Annotated in this window: 1 protein-coding gene and 1 pseudogene; both read right to left on the reverse strand. The window is 64.7% G+C overall.

From position 1 onward, the window contains the following. A partial coding sequence (gene uvrA / locus VG320_RS28130; protein WP_327203346.1) for an excinuclease ABC subunit UvrA occupies positions 1 to 4,562 on the reverse strand: 4,562 nt, incomplete at its 3' end. A 199-nt stretch (positions 4,563 to 4,761) separates the two neighbouring features. Continuing rightward, positions 4,762 to 6,048, reverse strand: a pseudogene (locus tag VG320_RS28135) (hypothetical protein); the annotation flags it as partial.

Below are 6,048 nucleotides of genomic sequence, written 5' to 3' on the forward strand. Positions count from 1 at the left end.
CCACGCTTGCCTGCGCTCGGCCCGATATCGATGATGTGATCGGCGCGACGGATGGTGTCCTCGTCGTGCTCGACCACAACGAGCGTATTGCCCTTATCGCCCAGATTACGTAGCGCATTGAGCAGAATCTGGTTATCGCGCGGATGCAGGCCGATGGTCGGTTCATCGAGCACATAACACACGCCCTGCAGATTGCTGCCGAGTTGCGCGGCCAGACGAATACGCTGCGCCTCGCCGCCCGAAAGACTCGGCGCGGCGCGATCGAGACTCAGATAACCCAGCCCGACTTCCTCGAGGAATTGCAGACGGCTGCGGATTTCGCTGATGACATCGCGTGCGATCTGCGCGTCGCGACCATTGAGTTCGAGCGATTCGATCCAGCCGCGCGTTTCGGCCACGGTCCATTGCGCGACTTCGACAATCGCATGCTCGTCGAAGGTCACTGCGCGCGCCTCGGGATTCAGGCGCGTGCCGTGGCAGTCCGGGCACGGCTCATCGGCCATTCCTTCGGGCTCCTGCTCTTCGGAAGGCAGAGTCTGTTCGCGGCCCCGATCGTCGGCGCCCATCACTGTATCGTCGTAGGCAGCGCGCTGTTCACGCGTGAGCGCGAGACCTGTGCCCACGCAGGTCGTGCACCAACCGTGCTTGCTGTTGTACGAGAACATGCGCGGATCGAGTTCGGGATAGCTCGTACCGCACACGGGGCACGCCCGCCGCGTGGAGAGCACCTTGACGGCGCCGATCTGCGACGTCGATGCGCCGTTGCCGATCGCGTTGTCGAGACCGTCAAGAGGCGCCAGCAGATGCACGACACCCTTGCCGGCTTCCAGCGTCTGCTCCAGCATTTGACGCAATTGAGCCTCGTTTTCAGGCTCGATCACGAGATCGCCGACCGGCAGTTCGATGGTGTGTTCGCGGAAGCGGTCGAGCTTGGGCCACGGCGCGACGGGCACAAATTCGCCATCGACACGCAGATGCGTATTGCCGCGCGCCTTCGCCCATTTGGCGAGATCCGTATAGACGCCCTTGCGGTTCACGACGAGCGGTGCGAGCAGGCCCACATGCTGACCTCGATGCTCGCGCAACAATTGCGCGACGATGGCATCGGCGCTTTGCGAGGTGACCGGCGTGCCGTCGTGCACGCAATGCTGCATGCCGAGCTTCACGTACAGCAGACGCAGGAAGTGCCACACCTCGGACGTGGTCGCCACCGTGCTCTTGCGCCCGCCGCGCGACAGGCGCTGTTCGATCGCAACCGTAGGCGGAATGCCGTACACGGCATCGACTTCGGGGCGGCCCGCGGGCTGCACAATCGAACGCGCGTAGGCATTCAGCGATTCCAGATAGCGGCGCTGGCCCTCATGAAACAGGATGTCGAATGCGAGCGTGGATTTGCCCGAACCCGACACGCCCGTGATGACGTTGAAACGCCCATGCGGAATATCGACGTCGAGCGCCTTGAGGTTGTGCTCGCGCGCATTCACGATTCGCACCACGTCCTCGCCCTGAATTTCGCGGCGCGCCTGCGCGGCGCGCATCGCGGTCTGCAGCGCGACGCCTTCTTCTTCCGCCAGCACCGGCTCGATGCCGCTGCCCAGCGCGGCCTCATAGCGCTCCAGCGCCGCGCCGGTGTGCGAGCGCGGACAGGCGATCGCATCGTCGGGTGTACCCACGCACACGACTTCGCCGCCCGCATCGCCGCCTTCGGGGCCCAGATCGATCAGCCAGTCCGCCGCGCGGATCACGTCGAGATTGTGTTCGATGACGAGCAGCGAATGACCGCCCGCCAGCAGCTTGCCAAAGGCGCGCATCAGCTTGGCAATGTCGTCGAAATGCAGGCCCGTGGTGGGCTCGTCGAACATGAAAAGACGCCCGCCCGCAGCCTTGTCCTTGCCGCGCGCCTGCGCCGTTTCCGCGAGATAACCCGCGAGCTTCAGGCGCTGTGCTTCGCCGCCCGAGAGCGTCGGCACCGGCTGGCCCAGCTTCACGTATTCGAGACCCACGTCCACGATCGGCTGGATCACGCGCAATACTTCGGCATCCTCAGCGAAACATTGCGCCGCCTCGCTCACGGTCAGGTCCAGCACGTCGGCGACCGACAGCGAGCGCCCGCCGCGCTCGATCTTCACTTCGAGCACTTCCGGTCGATAGCGGCTGCCGTCGCAGTCCGGGCAACGCAGATAGACGTCGCTCAGGAACTGCATTTCGATGTGCTCGAAGCCCGATCCGCCGCAGGTCGGGCAACGGCCCTCGCCCGAGTTGAAGCTGAACATGCCTGCGGAGTAGCCGCGCTGCTTCGCGAGCGGCGCCTTGGCGAACAGCTTGCGGATTTCATCGAACGCGCCGACATAACTGGCCGGGTTCGAACGCGCGGTCTTGCCGATGGGCGACTGGTCGACGAACACCGCGTCCGTGATCTGCTCCGCGCCCGTGAGCGCGCGATAGACGCCCGGCGATTCGGTCGCCTTGCCAAGATGACGCGCCAGCGCCGGATACAGCACGTCCTGCACGAGCGTCGACTTGCCCGAGCCCGACACGCCCGTCACGCAGACAAGACGCTGCAGGGGAATCTTCACGGTCACGTCGCGCAGATTGTGCTCGCTCGCGCCTTCGAGCAACAGGCTGGGCGTGTTCGCATCGACAGGACGGCGCTCCCAATGCGAAGCGTCGGCAACTGCGCGATGGCCGCCCAGATACTCGCCGGTCAGCGTGCCCGACGAACGGATATCGTTGGGCGTGCCGTCATAGACGATCGTGCCGCCGCGCTCGCCCGGCCCCGGCCCCATGTCGATCAAGCGATCGGCGGCCAGCATCACAGAAGGATCGTGCTCGACCACTACCAGCGTATTGCCCGCGTCGCGCAGGCGATGCATAGCTTCGACGATGCGGTTCAGGTCGCGCGGATGCAGGCCGATGCTCGGCTCGTCGAGCACGAACAGGGTTTTGGTCAGCGAGGTGCCCAGCGCCGTGGTCAGGTTGATCCGCTGCACTTCGCCGCCCGAGAGCGTGCGGCTTTGGCGGTCTAGCGTGAGATAGCCCAGCCCCACATCGCACAGATATTTAAGGCGCGTGCGGACCTCGGCCAGCAACAGCTTCAGCGCATCGTCAAGGAGTGCCGACGAAAGCGATAGATCGTCGAAAAAGCGGCGGATGCGCTCGATTGGCAGCAGCATCACGTCGTGCAGCGTCAAACCGGGCAGCGCCTCCAGTTGCGCGCGCGACCAGTCCACGCCATGCGGCAGGAAGCGTGCGGTCGGCGCAAGCACTTCGTCCGCGTTTTCTTTCGTGCCCAGGCGCCACTGCAAGGCTTCGGTTTTCAATCGCGCGCCGCCGCAGGTTTCGCAAGGCGTATAGCTGCGGTATTTCGACAGCAGCACGCGAATGTGCATCTTGTACGCCTTCGATTCCAGATACTGGAAGAAGCGCTTCACGCCATACCATTGCGATTGCCAGTTGCCTTTCCAGTCCGGCACGCCATTGATGACCCAGTCGCGCTGCTCCTGCGTGAGTTCAGCCCACGCGGTATCGCGCGGAATGCCAGCCTTGGCGGCGTAACGCATCAGGTCGTCCTGACACTCCTTCCAGGCCGGCGTTTGCAGCGGCTTGATCGCGCCGCCGCGCAGCGACTTGCGCGCATCGGGAATCACCAGCCCCCAATCCACGCCGATCACCCGGCCGAAGCCCCGGCATACCTCGCAGGCGCCATACGCCGAATTGAAGGAGAACAGCGCCGGTTGCGGGTCCGCATAGCGCAGATCGCTGTCCGGGCAATGCAGGCCGGTGGAGAAACGCCAGATCTGCGGCTCGGCGTTCGCGGCTTTCGTATCGGAAACGTCGCTCGCGGCGCTGGTTTCCGATACGACATAAATGTTCACGCGCCCGGCGCCGCGCTTGAGCGAAGCCTCGATGGCCTCGACCACGCGGCTCTTTTCGGCATTCTGCAGACGGAAACGGTCGGCCACCACGTCGAGCACCTTGCGCGTGCCGTCGGCGGTCTTGACTTCACGCTGTGCCTGCACGCGCGTGTAGCCGCTCGCGGACAGCCATTGCTGGACTTCTTCTTCGGTCGTCGTATCCGGCAGTTCGACCGGGAACGTCACCACCAGGCGCGGATCGCCTGCTGCCGTGCGTGCGCGCAGTTCAGCGTAGATGGTTTCCGGCGTGTCGTGCCGCACCGGCTGCGCCGTGACACGATCGAACAGATTGGCGGCGCGCGCGTAGAGCAGCTTCAGATGGTCGTTCAGTTCCGTCATTGTGCCGACCGTCGAGCGCGAACTGCGCACGGGGTTGGTCTGGTCGATGGCGATCGCGGGCGGCACCCCGTCGACGCGATCGACCTGCGGCCGGTCCATGCGGTCGAGAAACTGGCGTGCATAGGCACTGAAGGTTTCGACGTAACGGCGCTGCCCTTCCGCGTAAAGGGTGTCGAACACGAGACTGGACTTGCCCGAGCCGGACGGCCCGGTGACCACCGTCATTTCGCCGGTGTGCAGGTCGAGATCGAGGTTCTTGAGGTTGTGCTGGCGGGCACCGCGGATTCGGATGGATCGGTTATCGCTCACTTGCGCTGGCATTCCGGATGGATCACAGGCGTGGGAACCGGGCGCTGGCCCGGCCGCTTTCGGCCCGATCGGGCGGGCTGAGTAGAGGAGATTTTACTGTATATTTATACAGCATGTTGGGCGCCTGCTTAAAGGCCGCCAGCGCGGCTTCGCGGCCGTGCAAGTCAGCCGGATGGCTTAGGCCATCCGGTCAGTTGCGTCAGGAAGCAGGATGCGGTGCGCCCTCTCCCGCGCCCACCCATTCGCGCCACATCGTCGCGTACGCACTTTCCATACCGCGCGCAAATCGCGCTCCATCCATCAGCGGCGACGCTTCCATGCGCGCGCGCAAGGTCGCTCGCAGATACGCCAGACGCGGCAGATAAGTGGCCAGCGAAACAACCGTCTGCACGAAATCCTCATCGGAAAACGCAGCAAGCGCATCAAGCCCCAGATTCGCCAGTTGGGACAGACCTGCGCGCCCGGCACAGGTCTGTCCGACGCGCGTCACCACCGGCACGCCCATCCAAAGCGCGTCGAGCGTCGTGGTGTGGCCGTTGTACGGCAGCGTGTCGATGGCGAGGTCGATCTCGTGATACGTGCGCAAATAGGCGGCGCGCGGCTGGAACGGCACGAAACGCACGCGCGCCGGGGCGATGCCGTGACGCGCGAGGCGCGCCTCAAGCCGCTGCTGCGCCTCGCCCTGGGCGGCCATCAGCATCAAGCGCGCATGGGGCAAAGCCGCAAACACACGCGCCCACAATTCGAGCGTGGACTCCGTCAATTTGCACGGATTGTTCAGGCTACCGAGCGTCACGAAACCCGCCTGCTTCGCGGGCAACGCGTTGACGGCAGGCTCGCGCGCAAGCGGGTCGTAGCACCAGAACGTGTCGGGCAGACGCACCGTGCGTTCGGTGTAATGCGCCTCGAACGAAGGCGGATCGAGATGCGGGTCGGTGAGCCGGTAGCCGATCGCATCGATACCCGTCGTGCCCGGATAAGCCAGCCACGCGACCTGCACCGGCGCCGGCCGACGCGCGAACAGCAGCGGCCTGCCATCGGCCATATGCATCGTGAGATCGACGAGGATGTCGATGCCGTCCGCGCGGATTTTCTCCGCCAGCGCCGCGTCGCCGAGCTGGCGCACATCGTGCCATGCATCCACATGGGTCGCGAGGCGCGCGGTCACTTCGTCGGGCCGCACGACGCTTGAATACGCGTGGATCTCGAAGCGGCTTCTATCGTGGTGCGAAAGCAGCGGCGTCATGAACAATGCCTGGCAATGCTCACGAAAATCCGCCGAGACATAACCGATTCTCAAGCGGCGTCCCTGCACATCGCCCGGCGTGTGCGAGAAACGCCTCTCCCGCAAAGGAGCTTCGTGTTGCGCCGACCAGCGACGCGCCTGCGCGAGTATCGCTTCGGGTGTAGACGACTGGAACGAGAGCGCGTAAAGCAGATTGCTGTGCGCGGTGAGATTGTCCGGATCGCTCTTGATGGCGCGCTC

Origin of the sequence: Paraburkholderia sp. (assembly GCF_035948235.1) — a bacterium.
GTDB lineage: Bacteria > Pseudomonadota > Gammaproteobacteria > Burkholderiales > Burkholderiaceae > Paraburkholderia.